The following is a 25,186-nucleotide window of genomic DNA, read 5'->3' as shown; positions in this document are numbered from 1 at the left end:
CCTGACCCACCGGGCCCGGCCGGCTCGGTGGGTGATCAGAGGTGGCAGTTGACGAGAACGGGCTCGGGGTGCAGTGGGACGCCGAAACGCCGCTGGACGCCGTCGCGGATCTCGCGGGCCAGGGCGACCAGATCCGCGGTCCGGGCGGTCCCGCTGCGGTTCGTCAGCGCCAGGGTGTGTTTGGCGCTGATCGCGGTGCCGCCCGGCCCGGGGTGGCCCTTGCCGAAGCCGGCCTTGTCGATCAGCCAGGCGGCGCTGACCTTGACCAGGTCACCGGGGCAGGGCCAGGAGGGTGGCTCCCCCAGTTCCGTGGCGCGTTCCCGCAGCGACTCGTACGCCCCCCGGTCGAGCACCGGGTTGGTGAAGAACGAGCCGACCGACCAGGTGTCCGGGTCGGTGGCGTCGAGCACCATGCCCTTGCCGGCGCGCAGCCGCAGCACGGTCGCCCGGGCATCGGCCAGCGGTACCCGGTCGCCCACCTCGACGCCGAGCGCCCGGGCCAGTTCGGCGTAGCGAACCGGACCGGACAGCGGCGAGCGGTGCAGCTGGAAGTCGACGGAGAGCACCACCCACCGGTCGCTGTACTTGAAGATGCTGGACCGGTACGCGAAGCCGCAGTCCGCGGCGTCGAGCCGGCTGATCCCGCCGTCGCGGCGGTCGTACACGAGGACACCGGCGATGACCTCGGCGACCTCCTGGCCGTACGCCCCGACGTTCTGGATCGGGGTGGCACCCGCCGAGCCGGGGATGCCGGAGAGGCATTCCAGCCCGGACCAGCCGTTGGCCACGGTGGCGGCGACCAGCTCGTCCCAGGGTTCGCCGGCCTCGACCCGTACGGTGAGGGTGTCGGCCTCCTCCGCCACCACCCGCAGCCCACGCGACCGCACCAGGACGACCGTGCCGGGGAAGCCCTCGTCACCCACCACCAGGTTGCTGCCACCGGCGAGAATCAGGACCTGATCGTCCCGGCCCTGCGCTTCCTGAACCTTTTGTACGATTTCCTCGGCACTGACGGCGGTCTCCAGCCGGCCGGCGGGGCCACCGAGGCGGAGCGTGGTGTATCGCGCCAGGGCGGACGGGTCGGCGGGTCCGGCGGCGGTCGTCGGTTCGGCGTAGACGTCAGACACGTCTTTCACCCTAGGCTGAGGGGCAGCCGCGGCACCCACTGGTGGCCCGGTCACCCCCGGGGAGGAGTGCGATGAGCAGACTGCACGGCACGAAGGACTTCTGGATCGGCGCGCTGCGGGCCGACGGCCCGGTGTTCGCCTCGGCGGTCGCCGAGGCCCCGCCCGAGACACCGGTGCTCTCCTGTCCGGGCTGGACGGTCGCCGATCTCACGCTGCACCTCGCCGGCATCTACCACTGGGTACGATCCTTCGCCGGCTCCGGCGAAGCGACCCGGCCGGGGCGGCGGGACGACGCCCAACTGCCTGCCGGGCTCACCGCGCCGCAGCTCTGGCAGCAGGAGTACGACCAGCTCATGACCCTTTTCGAGAGCCTCGACCCGGAGGCTCCGGCCTGGAACTGGGCCCCCCAACCGAAGAAGGCCGCCTTCTGGCTGCGTCGGATGGCGCACGAGACGGCGGTGCACCGCTGGGACGCCCAGCTCGCCATCGCCGCGGGCGATCCGATCGAGGCGAAGCTGGCCGCGGACGGGGTGGGCGAGGTGTTGGACACCTGGCTGCCCGCGGGGCGGCGGGCGACGACCGGCCAGTGGCACGGGGTGGTGCAGTTGGTCGCGACCGACGTGGCCCAGGAGTGGTACCTGCGGCTGCGCGGGGACGGGGTGGCCCTGCTCGACACCGCCACGGTCTTCGGGCACGAGGACCACCACGCCCGGGTTCAGGTCGGCGCCACCGCGAGCGATCTACTGCTCGCGCTCTGGGGTCGGATCAGCTTCGACACCCTGGGGGTGGTCGGCGACCGCGCCCTGCTGGCGGGTCTTCGCGTCGGCTGACCCCGCTCGACGACAGAAGCGGCCGTTCCGTTGCGGAACGGCCGCTTCTGTCGTCGGCCCTGCCTAGCTCGCCTGTCGATCGGGTCAACCCGCTGCCAGACCCGTTTGAGAGCGCTCTCTTGACAGCGGCCGAGGCACCCACCACGCTGGTGTGAGAGCGCTCTCTCAGCCTTCATGGTCCTGGTCGGGCGCCGGCTGCGATTCGCTCACCAGCAGGTTCTTTCGCTCCACCACCCGATTGACCTGAGAGGAAACCCATCGATGACGGGCATCTCTTCCCGCCGCCGCCTGGCCGCCCTGCTCGCCACCACCGCCCTGCTGGGTGCCACCGCCTGCGGTGGTGGCGACGCCCCGGGCGACGGAACGATCACCCTGACCGTGGACGTCTTCGGCCAGTTCGGTTACGAGGCGCTCTACAAGGAATACATGGCCAGCCACCCCGGCGTGAAGATCGTCGAGCGGGGCACCGGCAGCAACCTCGACGAGTACTCACCGAAGCTGACCCAGTGGCTCGCCGCCGGCAAGGGCGCGGGCGACGTGGTCGCCATCGAGGAAGGGTTGCTGGTCGAGTACAAGGCCAATCCGCAGAACTTCGTCAACCTGCTCGACCACGGCGCGGCCGACCTCAGGGGCAACTTCCTCGAGTGGAAGTGGAACCAGGGCCTCACCGCCGACGGCAAGCAGCTCATCGGCCTCGGCACCGACGTCGGTGGCATCGCCATGTGCTACCGCAAGGACCTGTTCGCCAAGGCCGGCCTGCCCACCGAGCGGGACGAGGTGTCCAAGCTCTGGCCGACGTGGCAGGACTACATCGCGGTCGGCGAGCAGTTCACCGCGAAGAACACCGGGGCGTCGTTCCTCGACGGCGCGACCAACACCTTCAACACCATCCTGCTGCAGACCGCCGGGAACACCACCGGCTACAGCTACTACGACACCAGCGACAACCTGGTCGTGGACAGCAACCCGGCCGTCCGGCAGGCGTACGACACCACCATGGACATCATCGACTCCGGGCTGTCCGGAAAGTACGGCTCCTGGTCGGAGGAGTGGGTCGCCGCCTTCAAGCAGTCGAAGTTCGCCACCATCGCCTGCCCGTCCTGGATGACCGGAGTCATCGAGGGCAACGCCGGCGAGGGCGCCAAGGGCAAGTGGGACATCGCGCAGGTCCCCGGCAACGGCGGCAACTGGGGCGGTTCCTTCCTCGCCGTGCCGAAGCAGAGCAAGCACCAGGCCGAGGCGATCGAACTGGCGAAGTTCCTGACCAGCGCCAAGGGGCAGATCGGCGCGTTCCACGCCAAGGGCGCCCTGCCGTCCTCGCCGCAGGCGCTCGACGACCCGGCGATCACCGACTCGTCCAACGCGTACTTCTCCGGCGCACCCGTCGGAAAGATCTTCAGCGCCGGCGCGAAGAGCCTGAAGCCGGTCTACATGGGCCCGAAGAACCAGGCCGTGCGCACCGAGGTGGAGAACGCCGTCCGCACGGTGGACCTGGGGCAGCGCAGCCCCGAGCAGGGCTGGACCGACGCCGTGACCAACGCGAAGAAGGCCGCCGCCAAGTAGCCCGAGTCGCCCGTGCGGGCAGGCCCGGAGCACCACCGGACCGGCCCGCACGGCGGAAAAGGAGACCACGGCATGGCCGTCCAGCTCGACGCCCGGCCGCCGGCCGCACCGGCGCCCCGGCGCAGCCACCCGGACCGGGGCCACCGGCTCGCCCGGCTCGACACCCGGTTCTCGCCCTACCTCTACATCGCCCCGTTCTTCCTGCTCTTCGCCGTCTTCGGCCTCTACCCGCTGGGCTACACCCTCTGGGTGTCACTGCACGACTGGGACCTGCTCGGCGCGAGTCCGAGCTTCGTCGGGGCACAGAACTACCGCCAGCTGATGTCCGACCCCGACTTCTGGAACTCGGTGGTCAACACCCTGGGCATCTTCGTCCTCTCCACGGTGCCGCAGCTACTCCTCGCGCTCTGGCTGGCCAACCTGCTCAACCGGCAGCTCCGCGGACGGACCGGATGGCGGATGGCGGTGCTGGTCCCGAACGTCACCTCCACCGCCGCGGTGGCGATCGTCTTCGGCGTACTCTTCGGCCGCGAGTTCGGAATGATCAATTGGCTGCTCGACCTGGTCGGGATCGACACCATCGACTGGAAGGCGAACCGCCTCGCCTCCTGGGTGGCCATCTCCACCATGGTCGACTGGCGGTGGACCGGCTACAACGCGCTGATCTTCCTGGCCGCGATGCAGGCCATCCCGCGCGACCTGTACGAGTCCGCCGCGATCGACGGGGCCGGCCGGGCCCGGCAGTTCTGGTCGATCACCGTCCCGCTGCTCAAGCCGACGATCGTCTTCGTGGTCATCATCTCCACCATCGGCGGCCTCCAACTCTTCACCGAGCCCCGCCTCTTCAACTCCGGCACCAACGCGATCCGCGGCGGCCCGCTGCGCGAGTCGCAGACGATGACCATGTACATGTTCGAGAACGCCTTCGCGCCGCACTACAACTTCGGCTACGGCTCCGCCGTCGCCTGGCTGCTCTTCGCCCTGATCGCGATCGTCGCCGCGATCAACGTGCTGGTGCTGCGCCGCCTCGGCGGCGGGCGGGAGGGAACCCGATGAGACTCTGGTCCGCCGGCCGGCTCACCTACGCGGCACTGATCGTCACCGCCGTCCTGTCGATCTTCCCGATCTACTGGATGTTCGTGGTGGCCAGCCGCACCAACGACGCGATGGGACAGGTGCCGCCCCCGCTCACCCCGGGCGACAACCTCGGCGCCAACCTCGCCCGGCTCTTCGCCAACACCGACGCGCACTTCCTGACCGGCCTGGTCAACTCGACGATCGTGGCGGTCTCGGTCACCGTCTCGGTGGTCTTCTTCTCCACCCTCGCCGGCTTCGCCTTCGCCAAGCTGCGGTTCCGGGGACGCAACGCGCTGCTGCTGGTCATCATCGCGACGATGATGGTGCCGACCCAACTCGGCGTCATCCCGCTGTACATGCTGATGACGAAGCTCAACTGGAACGACCGGCTGCCGGCGGTGATCGTGCCCGCGCTGGTGACCGGGTTCGGAGTGTTCATGATGCGCCAGTACGCCGGCCAGGCGGTCAGCACCGAACTGATCGAGGCGGCCCGGATGGACGGCTGCCACACCGCCCGCATCTACTGGAACGTGGTGCTGCCCGCGCTGCGCCCGGCCGCCGCCGTGCTCGGCCTGCTCACCTTCATGACCACCTGGAACGACTTCCTCTGGCCGTACGCGGTGCTCAACGACCCGGAGAACCCGACCGTGCAGTTGTCGTTGCGGGCCCTTTCGGACGGGTACTACCAGGACATGTCGCAGGTGTTCACCGGCACCGCCATCGCGACCCTGCCCCTGCTGTTGGTGTTCATCGTGTTCGGTCGTCAGATCATCGGCGGCATCATGGAAGGCGCGGTAAAGGCGTGAGCCGATACCGCGAGCCCTGCCGCGAACGGAAGAGAGAAACGTGAGCGAACTCCGATTTCCCGAGAACTTCGTCTGGGGTGCGGCCACGGCCGCGTACCAGATCGAGGGAGCGGCCCACGACGACGGGCGCGGCCCGTCCATCTGGGACACCTTCAGCCGTACGCCCGGCAAGGTCTTCGCCGGCCACACCGGCGACGTCGCCTGCGACCACTACCACCGGTACGCCGACGACGTGGCGCTGATGGCCGAGCTGGGGCTGAGGGCGTACCGGTTCTCGGTGTCCTGGCCCCGGATCCGACCGGACGGCACCGGCCCGGTCAACCCGCGCGGGTTGGACTTCTACGACCGACTGACCGACGCGCTGCTGGAGCGGGGCATCGACCCGATCGTCACCCTCTACCACTGGGACCTGCCGCAGGCGTTGCAGGACCGGGGCGGCTGGACCAACCGGGACACCGCCGCCCACCTGGCCGACTACGCCGTCGCGGTGTACACCCGCCTCGGCGACCGGATCCGCACCTGGACCACGCTCAACGAGCCGTGGTGCTCGGCCTACCTGGGTTACGGCAGCGGGTTGCACGCCCCCGGCGAGCGCGACGCGGGCGCGGCCTTCGCCGCCGTACACCACCTGCTGCTGGGGCACGGCCTGGCGGCCCGCGCACTGCGGTCGGCCGGCGCGGAGATCGTCGGGATCACCCTGAACCCGGCCGACGCGCAGCCGGCGGACCCGACCAGCGCCGCGGACGCCGCCGCCGTGCGCCTGGTCGACGGCCTGCACAACCGGATCTTCCTCGACCCGCTGACCGGTGCCGGCTACCCGCAGGACGTGCTGGAGCACCTCTCCCGGTTGGTGGAGCCGACCTTCCTCCGGGACGGCGACGAAAAGATCATCGCCGCGCCGATCGACCTGCTCGGGTTGAACTACTACGCCCCGACGTACGTCGCCGGCCGGCCCGACGGTGCCGGCGGCAGCGCGTACCCGGGCACCGAGGGCGCGGTGGAGTTCCTTGCGCCGACCGGCCCGACGACCGAGATGGGTTGGATGATCGAGCCGGCCGGATTGACCCGGCTGTTGGAGCGAATCAGCCGCGACTATCCGGGGCTGCCGCTGATGATCACCGAGAACGGTGGGGCGTTCCCCGACAAGACCGGCACCGAGGACCCGGACGGCGGCGAGCGGGTGCTCGACCACGATCGGATCGCCTACCTCGACGGACACCTACGGGCGGCGCACGAGGCCATCGCCCGGGGCGTCGACCTGCGCGGCTATCTCGTATGGTCGTTGCTGGACAACTTCGAGTGGGCCGAGGGGTACCAGAAGCGGTTCGGGATCGTCCACGTCGACTACCTGACCCAGCGGCGCACACCGAAATCCAGCGCCCGGTGGTATCAGGAGGTGATCTCCCGGAACGGGCTGTGACGAGGTGGTGGTTACGGGGATGACGACGGCACAGCGACCGACCCTGGAGGCGGTCGCCCGGCGGGCCGGGGTGTCCCGGGCGACCGTGTCCCGGGTGGTCAACGGCTCCACCACCGTCGCCGAGCCGATCCAGGAGGCGGTCCGTCGGGCCGTGGCCGAACTGGGGTACGTGCCCAACGCCGCCGCCCGCAGCCTGGTCACCCAGCGGACCGACTCGGTCGCCCTGGTCATGCCGGAAAAGGCCACCCGGGTCTTCTCCGACGACCAGGTCTTCCCGGGCATCATCCGGGGCGCGGCCCAGGAACTGGAGGCCGCCGACAAGCAGCTGGTGCTGATGCTGGCCGGTTCGGCGGCCGGTCACGAACGGGTCGAGCGGTACACCACCGGCCGGCACGTCGACGGGGTGCTGTTCGCCTCGCTGCACGGCGCGGATCCGCTGCCCGGCAGGTTGATGCGGCTGGGTATCCCGGTGGTCTGCGCCGGCCGGCCGCTCGACGGCGACCGGGTGCCGTACGTCGACGTGGACAACGTGGGCGGGGTGGTCCGGGCGGTCCGGCACCTGATCGGAACCGGTCGCCGCCGGATCGGCACCATCGCCGGCCCGCAGGACATGGTCGCCGGCATCGAGCGGCTGGCCGGCTACCGGGAGGTGATCGCCGAGGCGGGGCTGGTCGAGCTGGTCGCGTACGGGGACTTCACCCGGGAGTCCGGGGCGTCGGCGACGCGCGAGTTGCTGGCCGCCCACCCCGACCTGGACGCGGTCTTCGCCGCCTCCGACCTGATGGCGCACGCCGCCCTGCGCACGCTCCGGGAGGCGGGACGGCGGGTGCCCGACGACGTCGCGGTGATCGGCTTCGACGACATCGAGACCGCCGCGTACACCGACCCGCCGCTGACCACGGTCCGCCAACCGATCGTGGAGCTGGGCCGGGCGATGACCCGCCAGTTGCTGCGCAAGGCCGCCGGTGAGATGATCGACGAGGCGCTGATCCTCCCCACCGAGCTGGTGCTCCGCGAGTCGGCCTGACCGCCCTCCGGGGTGTCGCGGCGCTCCGCGACACCCCGGATCGGGGCAGCGGCCCTTCTCGACGTGTTCCCGCAGTGCCTCGTCGAGTCGGCGAATCGACGGATCTAGCTATCCGTGTACGGGTTGCGTACGCTCGGTCGTGCCGCCGGCATTCCGTTGTCTGACGGCTGACCCCCGGCCCGGAGCGCACCGCGCGGCCCTGCGCGTCGACCACCGAGGCTGGCCACACACCGGGAGGCAGTGGTGAAGCGCGGTGTCTACTTCCTGGCCAACGACGCGATCCTCGACCGGGTGGTCGCGTTCCTCAACAGCTTCCGGTCGTACAACCCGACCCTTCCCCTGTGCCTCGTACCGTTCGCCGACGACGTCGACCGGCTCCGGTCGCTCGCCGGACGGTACGGCTTCACCGTCTGGGGCGACGACGACATCCTGCGGCAGTGCGACGCGATCAGCCGGGAGTTCCACGAGGGCGTCACCATGGGCCACTACCGGAAGCTCGCCATGTGGACTGGCGGTTTCGACGAGTTCGTCTACGTCGACTCCGACACGATCATGCTGGAGCCGGTCGATTTCGTGTTCGACCACCTGGCCCGGTACGACTTCGTGACCTCACACTCGAACATCCCCCAGATCCGTCAGTGGGTGTGGCGGGACTCGATACACGACACCGGCGCGCTGACGACCGAGCAGATCGAGTACGCGGCCAGCACGGGCTTCGTGGCCTCCCGAGCCGGCCTGATCGACCCGGCGCAGGTCCACCGGTCCCTGGCCGCCCCACTCGCACTGGCGCCACACATGGAACTGCTCTGCCGGGAGCAGCCCCTGTTGAACTACCTGATCGTGACCTCCGGCCGGCCGTACTCGAGCCTGTCGGCGATCGCCGCGGCGACCAACGATCCCGGCATCCCCCAGGAGCAGTGGGCGGGGCTCGACATCGGTCGGGTCGAGGCGGGCCGGTTGATCCCGTCCCGTGTCGAGCGGGTGCTGCTGGTGCACTGGGCCGGGGAGTGGTACAGGGCCGAGGCCGAGGGCGGCACGATTCCCTACCACGACCTGTGGCGGCACTACCGCGCGATGAGCGGGGGGTGAGGCACGGTCCCGCCGGGATCGTTATTCGGTGGAGTCCGCGCCGCGCCGTCGCTATCTTCCGCGCATGACCGCACCGCACCGGCTGGTCCGGGTACCCGTGCTCTCCGACGTCGCCGAGTACGCGTACGCCGCCACCGTCGAACCGCCGGCCCGGCTGGTGTTCACCGCCGGAGCGTGCCCGCTGGACGCCGACGGCCGGACGGTGGCGCCCGGCGACCCGGTCGCCCAGGCCCGCCAGGTGATGGCGAACCTGGAGACGGCGCTGGCCGCCGCCGACGCCCGACTCACCGACGTGGTCAAGACCACCGTGTACGTGGCCTCGTCCCGCCAGGCCGATCTGGTGGCGGTCTGGGAGGTCGTCCGGGACGCCTTCGGTGATCACGATCCGCCGAGCACCCTGCTCGGGGTGGCTGTGCTCGGGTACTCCGACCAGCTCGTCGAGGTCGAGGCCGTCGCCGCCGTCCGCGAGGCGGGCTGAGTGCGCATCCGCACCGCCGTTCCGGAGGACGCCGCCGAGGTGGTGGCGCTGCGCGCCGTCGTCCACCCCTACCTGGTGCGGGGCGTGGAGTCGACCCGCCACCTGATCGCGCACCCACCGCCCGGGGAGGACTGGGCCGGCTGGGTCGCCGAGGCCGACGGCCGGGTGGTCGGTTGGGCGTCGGCGTACCGCAACAACCAGACCTCCGAGCCGGGCTTCGGGGAGATCTCCCTGTTGCACGTCCATCCGGAGCACCGGGGCAGGGGCGGCGGCACCGCGCTGTTCACCGCCGCGCTGGCGCATCTGCGCGCCATCGGGGCCCGTCGGGTGCGTACCTCGGCCCGGCCCGAGGCATTGCCGTTCGCCCGCCGGCACGGCTTCACCCCGAGCCGGGAGACGCGCTACTCCGCCCTCGACCTGCGGCCCGCGCCGCCGCTGCCGCAGCCGCCGCCGGGCGTACGTCTGCTGTCGGCGGCGGAGGTGGGGCCACGCCGGCTGCACCGGCTGGACGCCGAGGCGGCCCGCGACGTACCGGGCGACGCCCCGGTGGACGCGATGAGCTACGACAGCTGGCAGTACGAGGTCTGGCAGAACCCGGGACTGGACCGGGAGGCGAGCGTCGTGGCCGAGATGGACGGCACGCTGGTCGCCCTCAGTCTGGTCAAACGGGACGGCGACCGGATGTGGTCGGAGTTCACCGGCACGCTGCCGACCCACCGGGGGCAGGGGCTGGCCGCCCTGGTGAAGCGGGCCGCCCTGCACCGGGCCGCCAGCCGCGGGGTGCACACGGCGTACACCTCGAACGACGAGACGAACGCGCCGATGCTGGCGGTCAACGCCCGGCTCGGCTACCGGCCGGTCGCGTCCCAGTGGTCCTGCCTGCGCACGCTGCCCTGATCAACCGGCTTCGGCCACCCGCCCGGCGGTGCTCGATCAGGGCGTTCTCCAGGTCAGTCTTCCGTGACGGTCTGGCCGAGCGACCGCCGGGCCAGCAGGGTGGCCCCGGCGACTGCGGCCGGCATGACGAGCACCGCGCCGAGCGGGATCAGGAAGCAGACGAAGACCGCCGCGCCGAAGCCGAGCGTGGCGGGTCGGTCCGCCCTGAGGATCGATCGGCGGTCGGCCAGCCGCAACCCCCGCCGGGAGAACGGCGCCCCGGTCAGTTCCACGGCGAGCAGCCAACCACCCACCAGCGCCCCGACCACCGGTACCACGGTCTGCCCGAGCACCGGGATGAAGCCGGCGGCGAAGAGGGGAATCCCGAAGAGCACCGTGCGGCCGACCAGCCGCAGCGAGTCGGCGACGCTGCGTCGCAGGGACGCCCAGAACGGCACCTCCACCGCTCCCGGCGTGCCACCCAGGCGCTCCTCCACCCGCTCGGAGAGCTTCTCGTAGAACGGATCGCCGAGGACCAGGGTGACCGCGGTAAAGCTGACCACCGCGAGCAGCCCGCCCAACCCGAGGAAGGCCAGCGCGGCGATCACCCGGGTCAGGCTGCGGGTGCTGGTGGGCCAGTCGTCGGCGAACGGGGTGACCCAGGCGGCCAGGTCCTCCACGAAGTACGCGAGGGTGGCGAACGCGGTCACGAAGAGCGCGCCGGAGATCAGCGCCGGGACGACGCCCAGCAGCATCAGGCCGGGGCTGCGGACGTACAGGCCGAGGCCGCGCAGGAGCAGCCCGACGCCGGCGAAGAAGCGGCCGACCGCGCCGGTCACCGGTGCGGCCACGTTACGGGGTGCGGTCACGATCGCAGAGCCTAGTGGTCATCGACCGATCGGGCCGGCTTGCCGTCGATCACGGCACCGGCCCGGCTCCGGTCCGGCGGCTGGGAGCGGCAGGATGGGGCGGTGCGCGCGTCCCGGCTGATCTCCCTGGTGCTGCTGTTGCAGTCGCGGGAGACGATGACCGCCGCGGAACTGGCCCGCGAACTGGAGGTCTCCGAGCGGACCGTCTACCGGGACGTGTTGGCGCTCTCCGCCGCCGGGGTGCCCATCTATGCCGACCGGGGCCGCACGGGCGGCTACCGGCTGCTCGGCGGCTACCGCACCCGGCTGACCGGACTGACCCGGGACGAGGCGGAGGCGCTCTTCCTGGCCGGGCTACCCGGACCGGCCGGCGACATGGGGCTCGCCGAGGCGGTCGCCTCCGCCGAACTGAAGGTCCTCGCCGCGCTGCCGCCAAGCCTGCGCGACGCGCCGGCTCGCACCGGTCAGCGCTTCCACCTGGACGTACCCGGCTGGTTCCGCGAGTCGCCACCGCCGCCCCGGCTGACGGAGCTGGCCCGGGCCGTCTGGTCCGACCGGACGGTTGAGCTGCGCTACCGGCGCGGCGACCGGGAGGTCGTCCGCCGGGTCGAGCCGTACGGGCTGGTGCTCAAGAGTGGCACCTGGTATCTGGTCGGCCGGGTCGGCGACGCGATGCGCACCTACCGGGTCGACCGCGTGCTCGACGTCGTGCCGGACGAGCGCACCTTCACCCGCGACGAGGGTTTCGACCTGGGCGGCTACTGGCGGGAGCAGGCAGCGGCATTCCTGCGCACGATGCTGCGCGAGCGGATCACCGTCCGGCTCAGCCCCGCCGGCCTGCGCGCGCTGCGCTGGGCGGCCGACACCCCCGTCGTGTACGACGAGGCGCTGGCCGCCGCCGGCAAACCCGACGGGCAGGGGTGGGTGCGCACCCGGCTGCCCGTCGAGTCCGTCGACGTGGCGTACGACCTGGTGCTGCGGCTCGGGCCGGAGGTGGAGGTGCTCGACCCGCCGGAGCTGCGGGTACGGCTGGCCGAGGCGGCCCGCCGGCTCGGCCAGCTGTACGACCCTCAGCGGTAGTCGGCCGGATCCGCCTTCTTCCCGCCCTCGACGACCTCAGTGATGTAGCGGAAGCCCTGCGGTCGGCTGCCGTCGAGGTCGGTGAAGCCGTACACCGTCGCCAACTCGCCGCTGTCGGTGGATCTGCCGTTCCACCTGGCCTTGTCCGGATCGGCGGCCAGCGCGGCGACCGCCCGCCCGACGTACGCCGGGGTCTCCGAGATGACGAAGTCCGGTTCCTTGGCGATGGCGTCGCGCCAGTTCTCCTCGGTGACGCCGAAGTGTTCCAGCATCGCCTCCGAGCGCAGCCACCCGGGGGTGAGGGCCACCGCCGTGCAGCCGTGCGGCTTCAGCTCCTCTGCCAGGACGAAGCCGAGCCGGTTCACGCAGGTCTTGGCCAGGTCGTAGAAGGCCGACAGCCGGTAGTGCTCGTCGTTGTACGCCTTCGTGCCGTCGCCGATTTCGACCACCAGACCGCCCGGGTTGCGGATCAGCAGCGGCAGCGCGAAGTGGCTGGTGATCAGGTGGGTGTGCACCGCCAGTTGCAGGGTGCGGAAGCCGTTGTCCAGGGGCTGCTTCCAGAGCGGCTCGTTCCAGGTGATCAGGTGGTCGCTGCCCCAGACGTCGTTGACCAACACGTCGAGACGGCCCTGTTCGGCGTCGATCCGGGCGACGAGGTCGCGTACCTGTTCGGGCACCAGGTGGTCGACCCGTACCCCGATGCCGGTGCCCCCGGCGGCGGTGACCAGTTCGGCGGTCTCCTCGATGGTTTCCGGCCGGTCCATCTCGGAGCGGCCGGCCCGGGTGCTGCGGCCGGTGGCGTAGACGGTCGCGCCAGCCGCGCCGAGCTGGACCGCGATCTGCCGGCCGGCGCCCCGCGTCGCCCCGGCCACCAGTGCGATCTTTCCTTCCAGCGGTTTCGTCGTCATGCCACCGAGCGTGTCAGGGATACCTGACAACCGAAGTCCAGTTTTTCGGACAGATCGTGCTCGCCGGCATGCACCTGCTGCTCTCCGGGATCGGCGGCTCGGTGTCCGCGCCGCCCACCTGCCTGTCACACCTTGAGGGTGTCCACGTCGTACAGCGCGATCGACGAATCCCGGGAGACCAGCGTCAAGCCTTCGGTGGCAGCTTGCGCCACCAACATCCGGTCGAAGGGGTCGCGGTGATGGAGTGGGAGGCGGCCGGCGGCGATCGCGTGGGCGTGGGTTACCGCCAGTTCACGAAAGCCCATGTCCCGTACCTGTTCGGGGAGGTCAGGTGGTCCGGCGAGCTTCCCGGCCGTCTGCTTGATGGTGATCTCCCACAGGCTGACCGGAGACACGAAAATGTCCGGGTCGTGGCGCAGTCGGTCGAGAAACTCCACGCCGAGAGTGGCATCCCCCGTGATGGCCCACAGCACGACGTGGGTGTCCAGCAGCAGGCTCATGCGCCAATGCCGAAGTCGGCGGCGACCTCGGCATTAGTTTGGGGCGAATCCCAGTCACCCGACAGGTCCAACTGGCCCGCGAGGGAGCCGACCGCGGTGCGATTGACCCGCCGCACCAACGGCACGACCTTCGCCACAGGGGTGCCCGCCCGGTCGATGATGACCTCCTCGCCGCGCTCCACTCGCTCGATGATGCGCGACAGATGGGTCTTGGCGTCATGCATGTTGTAGTGCGCGGCTTCGGCCGACATGCCCAACCTCCCGGTTAGCTAACACGTTAGCCTACCCGCCGGAAGCGGCTCCGGCTGACCGGACCGGTCACCCGTTCAGGAACGTCGAGATCCGGTCTCGCAGGTCGGCGCGGTCGGTCCAGCCGAACCCCGGCCGGTCGTACACGTGCAGGGTGGCGTGCGGCAGCGCGGCGGCCAGTTCCTCGGCGACGTGCGCCGGGTGCAGGTCGTCGCCGACGCAACCGATGACCAGTACGGGAGCGGTGACCGTGGCGAGCGCCGCGACATCGGCCAGGGGGGCCTGCTCGGGCAGGTCGGCCAGGCCGGGCGCCAACCCGTCGCGGAGCAGTTGGTCCAGGCGCTGTCGCAGGTACGCCCAGCCGGCCGGCGTGTTCCGCACCGATGGCGGAAGTTCCAGCGAGACGACGTCGGCGACCGTCGCGGCGTCCCCGGTGGACACCGCGTCCAGCAGGTCGGTCAGCCGCTGCCGGGCGACCGGCCCACGCGGGGTGTCCAGCACGGCGGGCAGCAGGAGGACCAGCCGCTCGAAGCGGTCCGGGCTGTCGGCCAGCAGCCGGCACAGCGCGCCGGCCCCGAGGCTGGCTCCGAAGGCCCGGGTCGCGCCGCCGAGGTCGGCGACGGCCCGCAGGTCCCGGGCGAGATCGAGGTAGCTCCACGGGCCGGGCGGCGCGTCGGAGCGGCCGTGCCCCCGGAACTGGAAGAAGATCTTGCGGCCGGCTACCGCGCTGCCGAACGGCCGGGTGGTGGCGATTCCGTTGCCCAGCCCGTGCGCGAAGACGGTGATCGGGTCACCGGCGCCGGTCACCAGCCGCTCCAGGCACACGTCGTGCGGCGTGGCGACGAGTTCGGTCTCCGGTTCGGGCAGCGCCGGTCGCCCGGTTCGCGGGGCGCCCGGTCCCGGCCCCCAGGTGCGGGGACCGCTGTCGGGTGGTGGCGGCCAGCGGAAGCCCCTCACCAGAACCCTTTGCCGTCGTGCAGGTCGCGCAGCCCGACCCGGACGTCCAGCAGGTAGATCAGGCCGGCCGCGATGCCGATCAGTCCGAAGATGCTGAGCGCTCCGAAACCGAGCAGGGTGAGCACCAGGCAGACCGCCAGGATGGCGACCCAGCCCCCCTTGGGCAGGGTGCCGATCGCCGCGAACCCGTCGCCCCGCTGGGTGATCGCGTGCACCAGAGCGACACCCTGCACGATCAGCGCGAAGACGAGCAGGACCAGGTTGATCACGTCAATGACGGCGAAGACGAAGATCGGCGCGGCGATGGCCATGACGGCCAGCATACGGCGACGACCCCGAAAACGTCCCGCAGGACGCCTCCGGGGTCGTACCGGTGCGGTCGCTTACTCGGCGGCCGGCCGGGTCCGCCGGGTGGTCTTCGGCAGCTTGGCCGACGGGGTGGCCGGCTTGGCGGCGGCCTTCGTGGCCCGCGGACGGACGGCCCTCGGCTTGGTCGCCACGGCCTCGGCGACCTCGACCGGGCTGGGCGCGGCGTCCTCGGTCTTCGCCTCGGGTGCCACGCTGGCGTCAGTGGTCTCGATGTCGGTGTTGACGGTGTCGGCGGCCTCCAGGACACCGGCGCCGACCACTCGCTCGCCCCGGGCGATCAGCGCGCCGTACGCGGCAAGCGCCCGCTCCTGGGCGGCCTGCGCGCCGGCCAGGACGGCGGCGGCGTTGCGGGTGGCGACCTCGCGCAGCTTGTCCAGCTCGAGGTCGGCGGGGACCGCCTTGGCGCGCAGCCCGGCGGCCGTGTGGTTGGCGGTCTTGAAGGTCTCGGTGGCCTTCTGGCGCAGCTCGACGCCGGTGACGACGGCCTTGCCGCCGAACTCGGTGACGACCTTGGCGCCGTCGGTGACGACCTTGTCACGCAGCTCGCCCACCACGGTGGGGAGCTTGCGCAGCTGCTGGTAGGCCAGCTCGCCGGCGCCGGCAGCGGCGTAGAGCGGGGCCGGGATGCGGTTGGTCTTCGGCTGGGTCATGACTGTTCCTCCTCGACCGCCGCGGCGGCCTTCGGGGCCGCCTGCGGGGCGGCCTTTCTGGTACGGGCGCTGGTGGTGGGGGCGGGTGCCGCCCCCGCCTCGGTGACGGCGACCGATTCGAGGACCGCCTCGGTCGGGGTGCCGTCAGGGGTGGTCGGGCCGGTGGCGGCCGGCCCGGCGGTGGCTGCGGCCTCCGCCGGCACAGTTGGCTCCGCCGGGGCGCTCGACCCGCCCTCGGCGGGGGTGGCCGGTTCCCCGGCCGGGGTGCCGGCGGCCGTCGGGTCGGCGCCGGTGGCCTCGGCGAGCCGGGCGTTCTCCCGACGGAAGGTCTCGTAGATCTGGCTCAGTGACTGTTTCTGCGCCATCGTCAGTTCGGGGTCGACGGCGATCGCGGCGAGCACGCCCTCCCTCTCCTTGTCGTCGAGCAACCCGGCCCGCAGGTACATCGCCGGGGTGGAGACCCGCAACGCGCTGGCGAGCTGCTGCAGCACCTCGGCGCTCGGCTTGCGCAGACCGCGCTCGATCTGGCTGAGGTAGGGGTTGCTCACCCCGGCCTGCTCGGCGAGCTGGCGCAGCGAGATCTTGGCGTTCCGGCGCAGGTCACGGATGAATCCGCCAACGTCGGGTAGATCCTTGGGTGCGGCCATGCCCCAACGGTAGCCCGCACCGCTAACTGCAGCAAGCAAATCGCTAGCCGCAGTTAGCAACGCCACAGCGACGGTTGCGCACCGGTTGTCCGGTCCGTACCTTGCTCGACGTGACGAAGATCGACATCAACGGGACATCGCTGGCGTACGACGGCCTGGGCAGTGGCAGCGCCGTGGTCCTGCTGCACGCCGGGATCGCCGACCGGCGGATGTGGCGGGGACAGCTTCCCACCCTGGCCGAACGGCACCGGGTGATCGTCCCCGACCTGCGCGGCTACGGCGACTCCGCGCTCCCGGCCGAGCCCTTCGCCCACCACGACGACGTGGTCGGTCTGCTGGACGCGCTCGGCGTCGAGCGGGCCGCCCTGGTCGGCTGTTCCTTCGGTGGCGCGGTGGCCATCGACACCGCCCTGGCCCACCCGGACCGGGTGAGCGCGCTCGCGCTGTTCGGCACGGCCGTCTCAGGCAACGAGTGGTCGGAGGAGACCGAGAACATCTGGGACGAACTGGTCGGCGAGGTCGACCCGGAGGATTTCGCGGCGAGCGCCGCCGGCGAGGTCCGGTTCTGGGTGGTGGGCCCGAGCCGCGACCCGGCGGACGTCGACCCGGAACTGGTCGCGTTCGCCCAGGAGATGGACCGGCGGGCCCTCGCCGCCGAACTGGCGCTCAGCGCGGTGGAGGTCGAGGAACTGGACCCGCCCGCGATCGACCGGCTGACCGAGCTGCGGCTGCCGGTGCTCGTCACCGCCGGCGCGGCCGACGTCCCGGACATCGCCCGGCTCGCCGACCGGATCGCGGCCGAGGTGCCGGACGCGATCCGCCTCCCCGACGTACCGGACGCCGCCCACCTCCTGCCGCTGGAACGCCCGGAGGTGGTCAACGCCGCCCTGCTCGACTTCCTGCCCCGACAACTCCCCTGATCAACTCCATGTACCGCGAACGGCGGTGCGCCGGCCAGGCGTCACCGCCGTTCGCGGCCTCCCGGGTCAATCAAATGCGGATGCCGCGTCGCAGGACCGCGTCCGAGGCGCGCTGGGCGGAGCAGGAACGGCGGCCGAGGTCACCAGGTGGCGCGGACCGCCCCGACCGGCAGGCCGCCACCGAGCAGCGGCAGCTGCGCGTACTCGACCAGCACCGGGGCCTCGACACCGAGCCGGCGCAGCGCCGAGACCAGCACCGGCATCCGGGCGCGTCCCCCACCGTCGTCGATCTTCAGGGCCACCGCGCCGACACCCGGGACCGCCGCCGCGATGACGCCCTCCGCGCCCACCTTGGCCAGCAGCCCGGGTACGCCCCGCATCAGCCGGGTGTCGTCCGCCTCGGTCCCACCGACCAGCTCCGGGTACGCCCGCATGGCGTCGGCGACCGTCCGCTCCACGGCGCCCGGCTCGGCCTCAACCAGCCGCAGGTACGCCCGGGCCAGCCCGGTCAGCGAGACGGCGAGCACCGGGGCGCCGCAGCCGTCCACCCCGACGGCCGCCACCTGCTCGCCGGTGAACTCCTCGATGGCGGCGGTGAGCCGCTGCTGCAACGGGTGCTCGGGCCGCCAGTAGCCAGCCAGCGGCCAGCCGGCCGCGAGGCAGGTCAGCAACATGCCGCTGTGCTTGCCGGAGCAGTTCATCTGCACCCGGGTCGGCCCGCCCCCGGCGCGTAGGACCGCCGCCCGGGCGGCCTCGCCGACGGGCAGATCCGGTGGGCAGTGCAGGGCGTCGGCGTCCAGGCCGGCGCGGGCCAGCAGCTTGCCGACCCGGGCCAGGTGGAACGCCTCGCCGGCGTGGCTGGCCGAGACCAGTGCGAGGTCTGCCGGGTCGGTCAGCGGCAACCCGGCACGCAGCATCCCGACCGTCTGCATCGGCTTGCTCGACGAGCGCGGGAAGATCGGCGAGGTGATGTCCCCCGCGCCGGCCAACGGGGCACCGGCGGCGTCGAGGACCACCGCGGAACCACGATGCAGACCCTCCACGAACCCGGACCGGACCACCTCGACCAGCGGCGTGCCGCCCTCGTACCTCGCTGTCACGCTGTCACGCTACCGGCCGACCCGTCGCCGGTACGACCAGGGGCGCGGCTCGGTGCTGTACCGGGTGTTCGGCCGGGCGGCCCTTACAGACCGAGGAGTTGCCGGGCCTCGGCGGGGGTCAGTGGGGGGCGCTGGGCGAGCTGGGCGAAGCCGACGGCGCGGGCGACGAGCTGCATGTTGGACTCCACCGGCTGTCCCTTGGCGTACGTGACGGTGTCCTCCATCCCGACCCGCAGGTGCCCGCCGGCGGACAGCGAGGCGAGCAGCACCGGCAGGGTGCTGCGACCGATGCCGGTGGCCGAGAACGTGGTGCCCTCGGGCAGGTCGCGCAGCATCTGTTGGGCGGCGACCAGGGTGGCTGCGGTGCCCGGCATGCCGCCGGGGACGCCCATCACGAAGTCGACGTGCACGTGCCCGCCGTGCGGCAGGCCGTACTTGCCCAGCAGCCGTTGCAGGGCGGTGAGGTGACCGAGGTCGAAGATCTCGTACTCGGGCACGATGCCCTTCTCCTGCATCCGGGTGTGCAGGTCGACGATGAACTCCCAGCGGTTGAGGAAGACGTCGTCGCCGAAGTTGACCGTGCCCATGGTGCAGGAGGCCATGTCCGGCCCGGCGTCGAGCACGGCGAGCCGGTCGGTCTCCGGGTCGGTGACCGCGCCGCCGGAGGAGAGCTGCACGATGAGGTCGGTGCCCTCCCGCAGCGCCGCCACGGTCGCCCGCAGCCGCCCCTGGTCGAGGGTGGGCCTCGCCTCGTCGTCGCGGACGTGGACGTGGATCACGGCGGCCCCGAGCGCCTCGCACTCCTTCGCGGTCGACAGCAGCTCGTCGAGGGTCACCGGCAGGGCCGGCACCTCCGCCTTGGCCGACTCCGCGCCGGTCGGGGCAACCGTGATCAACGTCCCTGTCGTCATGCCGGGATGGTAGCGGCCCGGCCCGCCCCCGGTCGACAGCCGCATCCCGCCAGAGCGGAAGAAAACCTTTCAGGTGGCAGCCCACGCGGAAGAATTCCGGCAGATGACCTTCCCTGTCGGCACTCTTACGCCGGGTCGATCGCGGCGGCGCTCTCCCCCACCAGCAGCCGGGCGTCGTTGGCGACGTTGCGCTTCACCACGGCGAGGGCAACCTGACCCAACTCGTGGTGGTGCACCGCGGTACCGACGAAACCGACCGCCCGCCCGTCCAGCGTCACCGGAGTGCCGGCCGCCGGCGGCTGGTCGGTGGTCACCCCGTCCAGATGCAGCAGGACGAGCCGACGGGGTGGCTTGCCCATGTTGTGCACCCGGGCCACCGTCTCCTGGCCGCGGTAACAGCCCTTGTCCAGATGGACGGCGGTACCGATCAGGCCCACCTCGGCGGGAATGCTCCGGTGGTCGGTGTCCACCCCGACCCGGGGCCGCCGCGCGGCCACCCGCATCGCCTCGTACGCCCACAGCCCGGCCACCGGCACCCCGGCGCCGCGCAACTCCGCCACCACCTGCCCGGCGGCGGAACGAGGCACCAGCAGGTCCACCCCGAGCGGGCCCCGTCGGGCCCAGCCCCCGACGGGCAGCGCCCGCACGTCGTACAACACGCTGGGCCGCGCTGGCAGCTCGCCGGAACGGAACTTCGGACCCGGCACCGCGACCGCGTCCGGAACGGCCAGCCCGGTGACGCCGAGCGTTCCGGCGGCGGCCTCCGCCTCGGGGCCGACCAGCGACAGCAGCGCGTGCTCGGCGGTCACGTCGCGCGGCTCCACCTTGCTGAAGAAGCGCATTCGCTCCAGGTACGACAGCAGCCCAGCGGTCATCCCCGGCTCGGTGTCCAGCCAGGTGGTCTCGCCGTCCTCGGCGACCATGGCGTGCTGCTCGACGTGGCCGTTCGGGCTGAGCACCAGCAACTCGGTGCCCTGCCCGGGACACAACGCGGCCAGGTGCTGGCTGGTCAGGGTGTGTAGCCAACCGATCCGCTCGACACCGCCCACGGCCACGACACCCCGGTGCGACCGGTCCACCAACCCCACGGCGTTCTCCAGGGTGCGCTGCTCGCGCATCGGGTCGCCGTAGTGCGCGGCCACCCCCCGGACCCCGGCCGCCCGGTGCTCCGGGTCCGGCTGGTCCCGGCTGGTCTCGTCGATCGCCTCGACAGCCACCGCGCCCGCGATGTCGATCATGTCAAATCCCCGTCCTCACAGTTGCCGCAGACGCCGAAGAGCGCCACGTGCCCGATGTCGATCCGGAAGCCCCGCTCGGTGGCGAGCCGGTCGGCGAGCGGCCGGAGCAGATCCGGCTCGATCTCGTCGATCGCGCCGCACTCCCGGCACACCAGGTGGATGTGCTGGTGCTCACCGGCCGCGTGGTAGGTGGGCGCGCCGTGCGACAGGTGGGTGTGGTTCACCAGCCCCAGGCGTTCCAGCAGCTCCAGGGTTCGGTAGATGGTGGTGATGTTGACCCCGGCGGCGACTTCACGGACCGCCGTGTGCACCTGCTCCGGCGTGGCGTGCCCCAGGTCGAGCACCGCCTGGAGCACGAGCTGCCGCTGCGCCGTCAGCCGCAGCCCACGGGAGCGGAGCATTTCCGCGAGGGAGGATTCGGACACCGTCCGATCATAGTTCGGCCGGGGCACCGGACCGGGGGACGCGGTGTACGCCACTACGCTCGGCGGTCATGGAGGCGTCGAGGATCGCGGTGCTGGGCCGGGGGGCCGTACCGGCAGGAGAGCCGATGCTGCGTGGCGACGACCTCGGCGCGCTGCACGGCGACGGGTTGTTCGAGACCATGCACCTGCGCGCCGGCCGACCATGGCTGCTCGCCGCCCACCTGGCCCGGCTGCGGGCCGGTGCCGCCACCGTCGAGCTGCCACTACCGCCGGACGACGCCCTGATCGGGCTGCTGGACACGGTGGCGGCCGGCTGGCCGGCGCAGGTGGAGGGGGCACTGCGGCTGGTCTGCACGCGGGGCCCGGAAGGTGGCGGCGGGTCACCCACGATCTACGCGACGCTGGCCGAGGTGCCGGCCGCGTCCCGGCGAGCCCGGCGCGACGGTGTGACCGTGGCCACCCTTCCCCTCGGAGTGGCGGCAACGGCCCGACCCGGGCTGGGCTGGCTGCCCAGCGGCGTCAAGTCGACCTCGTACGCGGTGAGCACCGCGGCCCGTCGCTGGGCGGCCCGCCACGGCGTGGACGACGCGCTCTGGGTCTCCACCGACGGGTACGCGCTGGAGGGGCCCAGCGCCAACCTGGTCTGGCTGGCCGGCGACGTGCTCTGCACGGTGCCGGCCACGCCGACCGGCATCCTGCCCGGCACCACCTGCGCCTGGCTGCTCAGCCGAGCCGACGCGCTGGGGCTGGCCGCCGAAAAGCGGCTGGTGACCCCGGCGCAGTTGCGCGCGGCCGACGGCTGCTGGCTGACCTCGTCCGTCCGCGGCCTGGTCGAGATCCGCGCCCTGGACGGCGTGGCGTTGCCGCGCAGCCCACTCACCACCCCGCTGCAGGCCCTGCTGGCCCACCCCGTCTGCTGACCTGCGCCCGCCCTCTCCCGGCTCGCCGAACGGCTGGTCCGCCGGCCACGCGCAGGAGGCGGCCGGGTCAGCCGGCCACCCGCAGGAGGCGGGCGGAGAGGTGGGGGGTGAGGGCGTGGCCCACGCCGGCCATCTCCTGGGCGTAGAGCAGCGCACCCTCGACGATGCCGAACAGCCGGGCGCCGGCCGTGACCTCCTTCGCGGTGGCCGTCCGCAGCACCGCGTCGGTCGCGAACTCGATCCGGGTGCCGGTGCGCTTGCCGATGTGCAGCTCCATGATCCCCGTCGGGGTCATCATCAGAGCCTCCAGCTCGTCGGTGGCCCGGTCACCGTTGAGCACCGGCCGCCACCAGCCGACCTCGCGCCCGGCCGGGCGGACCGGACGGCTCTGCCCGTCCAGGATCCACGCCCGCGACTCGTAGAACAGGAACGGCCGACCGTCGTGGCTGATCCGGATCTCCTGCCCGAAGTCGAAGTCCTCGATGGTGGGGAACCCACCGCGCCCCCGCCCGCGCCACACCCCCACGTACGGCAGCAGGCCGTCGAGCGTCGGGTGCAGCTTCGGCCCGACCCGCAGGTCGTGGCTCTCCTGATACGGGTACTCCTCGACCGGCGGCGCGTTCAGCCACGGCGGTTGCAGCGGGTTCTCACCCGACGGGTTCGCGCTCACCGATTACCAACGTCCTCTCGAAATGCGTACGGCAAGGTAGACCAGGCCACCGGCGAGCGCGCCGAGGCCCGCGACCAGCAGGCTGACGAACCCGATCTCGGTGACCATCATGGTCATCCTATGCTGGCTGTCATGGCCCGCACTCTCGTCGTCAAGGCCACCGCCGGCGCGGACGCGCCCGAGCGGTGCGCCCAGGCATTCACGGTCGCCGCCACCGCCGCGGCCGCCGGAGTGCCGGTGTCGCTCTGGCTGACCGGTGAGTCGACCTGGTTCGCCCTGCCCGGCCGGGCGGAGCAGTTCGAGCTGCCGCACTCCGCGCCGCTGGCGGAGTTGCTGCACGTCATCCTCACCACCGGCCGGGTGACCGCCTGCACCCAGTGCGCCGCCCGGCGGGACATCGGCCCCGGCGACGTGTTGCCCGGGGTACGCATCGCCGGCGCGGCGGTCTTCGTCGAGGAGACGATGGCCGAGGGGGCCCAGGCACTGGTCTACTGACCGCGTGTATCCCGAGTGCCCCGGATCTCACTCCGGCGTCGGATCGTCACGCCCGAAATTCGATGATCGCTGCTTCGACGCGTAGCCCGATCATGGTGGCGGCGACGAGAAGGCCCGCGAGGATGTGCGGCTCTATGGTCCCGGCGTCGGCCGACAGGGTGATGGCCGGATGCCCTGACGACTAGCAAAGCCATCTCAGAAACGAACGCCCGAAGGTCCGCATCCAGCGCCTCGCCTGATGCCCGCAGCACGACAGGGGACCTATGGGCCGCTGCGGTCACACCGGCTGCCCGGTCAAGGGAGCCCGCCTGCCGAAGGCGGTCGGGCCAACTGGTTCACGCGTTGTGGTGACGGAGTGGTCCACCGCGGAGTCCGTCCGGCGCCGATCCTGACGGGGACAAGCATCGAGACGTCCTGCGCCCGCAGCGTGCCGGCGCCGGAACGATCGCGCGTTCTCGCCCTCGGGGGAAGGAAGTCGATGAAAGGCCTAATCATCAGAGGTACCCAGCGGCTCGGCAGGCTGTTGGTGGCACCTGTCGTCGTGGGCGTCGTGGTCGGGGCGACCGCCCTCGCGCCTCCGGCCCAGGCCGCGTTCACCTTCACCGTCGACAGCTTCGACGACCGTCGCGACATCAACCCCAGTGACAACATCTGTCGGACCTCGGCCGGAAACTGCTCACTGCGGGCAGCCGTGCAGCAGGCCAACGCGAGCGCGGGCGCGGACACGATCCGGCTGACGCCTGGCAACTACCGGCTGGGCTATGCCGGCGGGGTGCGACAGTCGGCCGCCACCGTCGACCCCGCGGACAACTTTCGGGACCTGGACATCACCAGCAGCGTGACGATCATCGGCGATGGGTCCGTCATCGACGGCGGCCGGTTCAACAGCGTGTTCGAGATCGACAACGCGGCCACCGTCCACCTCTCCGACCTGACGGTGACCAACGGGGGCGAAGACGAGAATCCCCCCTTCATACGCGGCGGAGGGCTGAACATCTGGCGGGATTCAATGGTACGGCTGACCCGGGTGACCGTTCGGGACAACGTCACGACGATGCAGGGCAGCGGCATCGCCAATGCGGGGGTCCTGACCCTGGTCGACAGCAGGGTCGAGGACAACCGGAACCTGTCCCCGCTCGGCGGCGGCGGCGTGACCGCGAACGGCGGCGGCATCTTCAACTACAGCACCGGCCTGGTGAACATCGACCGCAGTACGATCAGCAACAATTTCTCGTTGCGTGGCGGTGGAATCAACAACGATTACGGCCGGGTGACGATCACGAACAGCACCATCAGCGGCAACACCGCGCGCAACAGCGGCGGGGGAATCCTCAACCGGGGCGACGGCACCGCAACGAAGGGCATCCTCAACGTCGCGTTCTCCACGATCGTCGGCAACCAGGCCAACGTGTCCGGCGCCGACCCGGAGAAGGTCGGCGGCGGAATCGCGAACTTCGGCGGCCAGGTCAACATGGGCGGAACGATTCTGGCCGGGAACGAGGACAACCGCTCCCACTTCGACGCCGCCTTCGCCCCCGACTGCCACAGCCCTGACACTTCCCGGTTCACCTCGCACCGCTACAACGTGGTCGGGCTCATCAACGGACGGTGCGCATTTGAACAGCGCTTCGACAAGGTCGGCTGGGACGGCGCGGCCCCGCTCAACCCGCGCGTCGGCGCGTTGGGGTTCAACGGCGGGGGGACCGCGACCCGGATGCCGCTCGCCGGCAGCCCCGCCGTGGACTTCGGCAGCTCAGTCACCTCGTCGGAGCTGTTCGACTGCCCCGCCACCGACCAGCGAGGCGTCTCCCGTCCGCGCGACGGTGACGCCAACGGCACGGCGCTCTGCGACAGCGGCGCGGTCGAGATCGGCTGAGACCACCCTGCTCGCGTTGTTCGCCGGGATGGAGCGAACCTTCACCGCCGAACACTCGGGCCGAGAAGCGCGTCTGCCCGCCCCCGAAAGCCGGGGGCGGGTCAGGGGC

29 protein-coding genes are annotated in these 25,186 nt (G+C 71.7%); 14 read left to right on the top strand and 15 right to left on the bottom strand.

Translation table 11 applies throughout. The features are described 5' to 3' along the window. Positions 1-35 precede the first annotated feature (35 nt). On the bottom strand, positions 36-1,127 hold the full coding sequence (locus E1182_RS14820) for a UDP-N-acetylmuramate dehydrogenase (protein WP_132265273.1): 1,092 nt from the start codon (positions 1,125-1,127) through the stop codon (positions 36-38). 71 nt (positions 1,128-1,198) lie between these two features. On the opposite strand from E1182_RS14820, the gene E1182_RS14815 reads away from it, so the two are divergent. The 9 genes from E1182_RS14815 to E1182_RS14775 all read left to right on the top strand — a co-directional run bounded on the left by E1182_RS14815 (position 1,199) and on the right by E1182_RS14775 (position 10,314). Beyond that, the gene (locus tag E1182_RS14815; RefSeq protein WP_132265271.1) at positions 1,199-1,957 is read left to right on the top strand and encodes a maleylpyruvate isomerase family mycothiol-dependent enzyme; all 759 of its coding nucleotides are present in this window, start codon (positions 1,199-1,201) and stop codon (positions 1,955-1,957) included. 261 nt (positions 1,958-2,218) lie between these two features. After that, positions 2,219-3,520 carry an ABC transporter substrate-binding protein gene (locus E1182_RS14810; protein WP_132265269.1) on the top strand — a complete coding sequence of 434 codons (1,302 nt, stop codon included), beginning with the start codon at positions 2,219-2,221 and terminating at the stop codon, positions 3,518-3,520. Positions 3,521-3,592: 72 nt separating this feature from the next. Further along, positions 3,593-4,576, top strand: a complete 984-nt coding sequence (locus E1182_RS14805; protein ID WP_132265267.1) for a carbohydrate ABC transporter permease — start codon at positions 3,593-3,595, stop codon at positions 4,574-4,576. Then, positions 4,573-5,403, top strand: coding sequence for a carbohydrate ABC transporter permease (locus E1182_RS14800; protein WP_132265265.1), 831 nt, complete (start codon positions 4,573-4,575; stop codon positions 5,401-5,403). Before E1182_RS14805 ends, E1182_RS14800 begins: the two co-directional genes overlap by 4 nt. A gap of 40 nt (positions 5,404-5,443) precedes the next feature. Further along, complete coding sequence (locus E1182_RS14795) at positions 5,444-6,823, top strand: GH1 family beta-glucosidase (RefSeq protein ID WP_132265262.1); 1,380 nt, start codon at positions 5,444-5,446, stop codon at positions 6,821-6,823. Positions 6,824-6,842: 19 nt separating this feature from the next. Continuing rightward, positions 6,843-7,850, top strand: a complete 1,008-nt coding sequence (locus tag E1182_RS14790; RefSeq protein WP_132265260.1) for a LacI family DNA-binding transcriptional regulator — start codon at positions 6,843-6,845, stop codon at positions 7,848-7,850. Between the two features lie 243 nt (positions 7,851-8,093). After that, on the top strand, positions 8,094-8,939 hold the full coding sequence (locus E1182_RS14785) for a hypothetical protein (RefSeq protein WP_207914305.1): 846 nt from the start codon (positions 8,094-8,096) through the stop codon (positions 8,937-8,939). A gap of 64 nt (positions 8,940-9,003) precedes the next feature. Next, positions 9,004-9,417 carry a RidA family protein gene (locus tag E1182_RS14780; RefSeq protein WP_132265255.1) on the top strand — a complete coding sequence of 138 codons (414 nt, stop codon included), beginning with the start codon at positions 9,004-9,006 and terminating at the stop codon, positions 9,415-9,417. Beyond that, positions 9,418-10,314: a GNAT family N-acetyltransferase gene (locus E1182_RS14775; protein ID WP_132265253.1), complete on the top strand. Its 897-nt coding sequence runs from the start codon at positions 9,418-9,420 to the stop codon at positions 10,312-10,314. A gap of 53 nt (positions 10,315-10,367) precedes the next feature. Here the strand turns inward: E1182_RS14775 and E1182_RS14770 are convergent, their stop codons facing one another. Beyond that, a complete protein-coding gene (locus E1182_RS14770) occupies positions 10,368-11,162 on the bottom strand; it encodes an EI24 domain-containing protein (RefSeq protein WP_132265250.1) in 795 nt (264 codons plus the stop codon). Between the two features lie 102 nt (positions 11,163-11,264). On the opposite strand from E1182_RS14770, the gene E1182_RS14765 reads away from it, so the two are divergent. Beyond that, complete coding sequence (locus tag E1182_RS14765) at positions 11,265-12,242, top strand: YafY family protein (protein ID WP_132265248.1); 978 nt, start codon at positions 11,265-11,267, stop codon at positions 12,240-12,242. Here the strand turns inward: E1182_RS14765 and E1182_RS14760 are convergent. The 7 genes from E1182_RS14760 to E1182_RS14730 all read right to left on the bottom strand — a co-directional run bounded on the left by E1182_RS14760 (position 12,233) and on the right by E1182_RS14730 (position 16,522). Further along, positions 12,233-13,150, bottom strand: a complete 918-nt coding sequence (locus tag E1182_RS14760; RefSeq protein ID WP_132265245.1) for an SDR family oxidoreductase — start codon at positions 13,148-13,150, stop codon at positions 12,233-12,235. The genes E1182_RS14765 and E1182_RS14760 overlap by 10 nt on opposite strands. A gap of 125 nt (positions 13,151-13,275) precedes the next feature. After that, positions 13,276-13,650 (bottom strand): type II toxin-antitoxin system VapC family toxin, encoded by a 375-nt coding sequence (locus E1182_RS14755; protein ID WP_132265243.1) that lies wholly within the window; start codon positions 13,648-13,650, stop codon positions 13,276-13,278. Beyond that, positions 13,647-13,901, bottom strand: coding sequence for a type II toxin-antitoxin system Phd/YefM family antitoxin (locus E1182_RS14750; protein ID WP_132265241.1), 255 nt, complete (start codon positions 13,899-13,901; stop codon positions 13,647-13,649). Before E1182_RS14750 ends, E1182_RS14755 begins: the two co-directional genes overlap by 4 nt. Positions 13,902-13,968: 67 nt before the next feature. Further along, positions 13,969-14,856: an alpha/beta fold hydrolase gene (locus tag E1182_RS14745; protein ID WP_132265238.1), complete on the bottom strand. Its 888-nt coding sequence runs from the start codon at positions 14,854-14,856 to the stop codon at positions 13,969-13,971. Further along, on the bottom strand, positions 14,853-15,167 hold the full coding sequence (locus E1182_RS14740; protein WP_132265236.1) for a DUF2516 family protein: 315 nt from the start codon (positions 15,165-15,167) through the stop codon (positions 14,853-14,855). Before E1182_RS14740 ends, E1182_RS14745 begins: the two co-directional genes overlap by 4 nt. A 72-nt stretch (positions 15,168-15,239) precedes the next feature. Continuing rightward, entirely contained in the window at positions 15,240-15,875 is a 636-nt protein-coding gene (locus E1182_RS14735) for a hypothetical protein (RefSeq protein ID WP_132265234.1), read from the bottom strand. Continuing rightward, positions 15,872-16,522: a helix-turn-helix domain-containing protein gene (locus tag E1182_RS14730; protein ID WP_132265232.1), complete on the bottom strand. Its 651-nt coding sequence runs from the start codon at positions 16,520-16,522 to the stop codon at positions 15,872-15,874. The genes E1182_RS14735 and E1182_RS14730 overlap by 4 nt, the downstream gene beginning before the upstream one ends. Before the next feature lie 110 nt (positions 16,523-16,632). On the opposite strand from E1182_RS14730, the gene E1182_RS14725 reads away from it, so the two are divergent. Beyond that, positions 16,633-17,442, top strand: coding sequence for an alpha/beta fold hydrolase (locus E1182_RS14725; RefSeq protein WP_132265230.1), 810 nt, complete (start codon positions 16,633-16,635; stop codon positions 17,440-17,442). A 140-nt stretch (positions 17,443-17,582) separates the two neighbouring features. Here the strand turns inward: E1182_RS14725 and E1182_RS14720 are convergent, their stop codons facing one another. The 4 genes from E1182_RS14720 to E1182_RS14705 form a co-directional block, all read right to left on the bottom strand. Continuing rightward, the gene (locus E1182_RS14720) at positions 17,583-18,542 is read right to left on the bottom strand and encodes an asparaginase (protein WP_132265228.1); all 960 of its coding nucleotides are present in this window, start codon (positions 18,540-18,542) and stop codon (positions 17,583-17,585) included. A gap of 83 nt (positions 18,543-18,625) precedes the next feature. After that, positions 18,626-19,453, bottom strand: coding sequence for a 3-keto-5-aminohexanoate cleavage protein (locus E1182_RS14715; RefSeq protein ID WP_132265226.1), 828 nt, complete (start codon positions 19,451-19,453; stop codon positions 18,626-18,628). 125 nt (positions 19,454-19,578) lie between these two features. Further along, positions 19,579-20,691, bottom strand: a complete 1,113-nt coding sequence (locus tag E1182_RS14710; RefSeq protein ID WP_132265223.1) for a folate-binding protein YgfZ — start codon at positions 20,689-20,691, stop codon at positions 19,579-19,581. Beyond that, positions 20,688-21,092 carry a Fur family transcriptional regulator gene (locus tag E1182_RS14705; protein WP_132265276.1) on the bottom strand — a complete coding sequence of 135 codons (405 nt, stop codon included), beginning with the start codon at positions 21,090-21,092 and terminating at the stop codon, positions 20,688-20,690. The genes E1182_RS14710 and E1182_RS14705 overlap by 4 nt, the downstream gene beginning before the upstream one ends. A 92-nt stretch (positions 21,093-21,184) precedes the next feature. Between E1182_RS14705 and E1182_RS14700 the strand changes: the two genes are divergently transcribed. Continuing rightward, positions 21,185-22,036, top strand: a complete 852-nt coding sequence (locus tag E1182_RS14700; RefSeq protein ID WP_132265221.1) for an aminotransferase class IV — start codon at positions 21,185-21,187, stop codon at positions 22,034-22,036. Positions 22,037-22,103: 67 nt separating this feature from the next. Here E1182_RS14700 and E1182_RS14695 read toward each other — a convergent pair whose 3' ends face one another. Both E1182_RS14695 and mtfM read right to left on the bottom strand, forming a co-directional pair. After that, complete coding sequence (locus tag E1182_RS14695; RefSeq protein ID WP_132265219.1) at positions 22,104-22,706, bottom strand: FABP family protein; 603 nt, start codon at positions 22,704-22,706, stop codon at positions 22,104-22,106. A 3-nt stretch (positions 22,707-22,709) separates the two neighbouring features. After that, positions 22,710-22,814 carry a small membrane protein MtfM gene (mtfM, locus tag E1182_RS32825; protein ID WP_267897534.1) on the bottom strand — a complete coding sequence of 35 codons (105 nt, stop codon included), beginning with the start codon at positions 22,812-22,814 and terminating at the stop codon, positions 22,710-22,712. A gap of 12 nt (positions 22,815-22,826) precedes the next feature. Between mtfM and E1182_RS14690 the strand changes: the two genes are divergently transcribed. After that, positions 22,827-23,201 (top strand): DsrE family protein, encoded by a 375-nt coding sequence (locus E1182_RS14690; RefSeq protein WP_132265216.1) that lies wholly within the window; start codon positions 22,827-22,829, stop codon positions 23,199-23,201. Positions 23,202-23,679: 478 nt separating this feature from the next. Next, complete coding sequence (locus E1182_RS14685; RefSeq protein WP_132265214.1) at positions 23,680-25,077, top strand: choice-of-anchor Q domain-containing protein; 1,398 nt, start codon at positions 23,680-23,682, stop codon at positions 25,075-25,077. Positions 25,078-25,186 lie beyond the last annotated feature (109 nt).

Source organism: Micromonospora sp. KC721 (genome assembly GCF_004348355.1).
Lineage (GTDB): Bacteria > Actinomycetota > Actinomycetes > Mycobacteriales > Micromonosporaceae > Micromonospora.
The sequence above is the reverse complement of the archived record's forward strand: the minus strand, read 5'-3'. Positions and strand labels throughout refer to the sequence as shown.